Source organism: Confluentibacter citreus, from assembly GCF_002807055.1.
Classification (GTDB): domain Bacteria; phylum Bacteroidota; class Bacteroidia; order Flavobacteriales; family Flavobacteriaceae; genus Confluentibacter; species Confluentibacter citreus.
The window spans coordinates 1-1,508 of the sequence record NZ_NIXN01000025.1 but is presented as its reverse complement, the minus strand read 5'-3'; the positions used below and the strand labels follow the sequence as shown (position 1 = coordinate 1,508).

Annotated in this window: 3 pseudogenes; all 3 read right to left on the bottom strand. The window is 50.0% G+C overall.

Going from position 1 to position 1,508, the window contains the following annotated elements:
• Positions 1–839: pseudogene (locus tag CDH49_RS15860) on the bottom strand (T9SS type B sorting domain-containing protein); the annotation flags it as partial.
• Positions 840–911: 72 nt separating this feature from the next.
• Positions 912–1,244: pseudogene (locus CDH49_RS15855) on the bottom strand (hypothetical protein); the annotation flags it as partial.
• Between the two features lie 195 nt (positions 1,245–1,439).
• Positions 1,440–1,508 (bottom strand): annotated as a pseudogene (locus CDH49_RS15895) (hypothetical protein); the annotation flags it as partial.

Here is a 1,508-nt window from a genome sequence, read left to right as displayed (position 1 = left end):
GGTGCCGCAGGTTCAGTTATCGTAATGGTTGCCGATGTCGTCAAACAATCGCCGCTCTCCACCTCTACCTGGTACGTTCCCACTGTAAGCCCCGTAAATACGCCCGGACTGTTTTGGGCAGCGGGAATCGGGTTTCCACCGGTATCCTGTAAGGTATAGACATAATTGCCCAGGCCGCCTTGGGCTACCGCAACGATAACCCCCGTATCGTCACCCGCACAATTGATGGTCGCATTGGTCACGTCCAGATTGATCACAAGGGTTGGCAATGGGTCAATGGTAATCTCGTTGGAAACAGTGGCTATACAGCCATTGGCATCCCTGACATAGTACTCGTATGTTCCCGGTGAAACAGAGATTGGTGCCGTTGACGACGTAAACGACCCTAATATGGTTGTGAACGTAGACGTAGCACTGTATTCATAGGGCGCTGTGCCACCTGTGGCACTTAGCGTTAACGTGGCCTCAGTTAAACAGGTAGGCGATGTTTCCCTTACCAAAAGGGCCTGAATCTCCGTTGGCTCGCTTATAACGATATCTGGTGATGTAAATTCACAATTATAGCCATCGGTGATGGTGACATTGTAGGTACCTGCCCCTAACCCACTGAAAATTGGAGATGTCTGGGGACCTGACGATGTAACCGTTGGCGACAGCATGTTAAGCGTATAGGTATAATTGCCTCCCTGTCCGCCAGAAACGGCACTTGCCGTAATGGTCGCGTTGGTATCCCCAAAACAGGACAATAAGGTTGCATCCGCCGTTACCGTTGCGGTTATAGGTGCCGGGATCGTGAGCGTTATCGCGTCGGATACGATACATCCCCCCGAGTCCCTCACGTTAACCGTGTAAGAACCAGCGGATAAATTTCTGAAGGTTCCGTTTGGGGAGTACGCTACCGTGGCAGCTCCCGTCAGTTCATATTCATAGGTTCCCCAACCGCCACTGGCAATTGCAGTGATGGTACCCTGTCCATCGTCACAGGTAACATTGGACGTTTCCGAAACGACCAGGTCCAAAGGCGTTGTGGGCGTTGCAATGGTAACGATGTTTGATGTCGTGCTGCAGAACGGACTCGCGGTTTCTGTAACCAAAACGGTATAGCTTCCTGCTGGAAGCCCCGAAATGGCTTGTGGGTTCGTTGCTGTATTTGCAACAACCGGACCTGAGACCGAAGCTCCTAGATTATCAAAAACCTCATAGGTATATGGACCGGTATAACCGCTGACATTAATTTCCAGGGCACCATTGGCATCCCCAAAACAGGTGACTGCAGTGGTGGCCGTAGCAACGGCATCAATCGTATCGAATGGTGCTACCGTATATGCCGAGGTATCAATGTAACAGCCCGTAACGTTGTCATACACCCTAAAATAATAATCACCGGGATTGACTATACTGAATGTATTCGACGTTTGAATTGTTCCTTCTGGCAACATTTGGTAACTAAAGTCGCCCGAACCTCCCGTGACGGTTATACTTATTGAACCTGTATTGTTGCAATCAAT